General features: G+C 49.7%; 1 protein-coding gene. It reads right to left on the bottom strand.

Annotation, left to right across the window (positions count from 1 at the left end; genetic code table 11):
* A partial coding sequence (locus NE664_14190; GenBank protein ID MCQ4727785.1) for a DNA cytosine methyltransferase occupies window positions 1–263 on the bottom strand: 263 nt, incomplete at its 3' end.
* Window positions 264–439 lie beyond the last annotated feature (176 nt).

The following is a 439-nucleotide window of genomic DNA, read 5'->3' as shown; positions in this document are numbered from 1 at the left end:
GTGGTGATGGTATGTAATGGCTCCTCGCACATCTGGCCTGTCCCGGATTTATAAAATTTAGTGACAAATGCCGTAACCAGACCATACCGGTTGCTGGTATCAATTGTCTTTATCGGCTCCGTCAGCAGTTGGCCGCGCGAATCACCTTCCCGTGTTTCTCCGTGATACTGGATCATAAAGGAAACGGCGCTCTGATTGTTAACTATGTACGGTTGCGGATTGTTAACAACATACTTAACGTATCCGTTTGCTATCCGTTTCATGGTGGCATCTGCCAGAGGGCGGGGCCGGTCAAATATGGAACGTCCCAAATCCGACCAATCAATATAATCTCCGCATTCTAACCACTTCTGCCGGCCATCTGCTCCGTTCTTACTGTGTGTCGGCTCCGGCCATGTAATCCGCTTCCCATCTCTCCGGAAGATTGCATACCAACGCT

The organism is Anaerotignum faecicola, assembly GCA_024460105.1.
Taxonomy (GTDB): Bacteria; Bacillota; Clostridia; order Lachnospirales; family Anaerotignaceae; genus JANFXS01.
The sequence above is the reverse complement of the archived record's forward strand: the minus strand, read 5'-3'. Positions and strand labels throughout refer to the sequence as shown.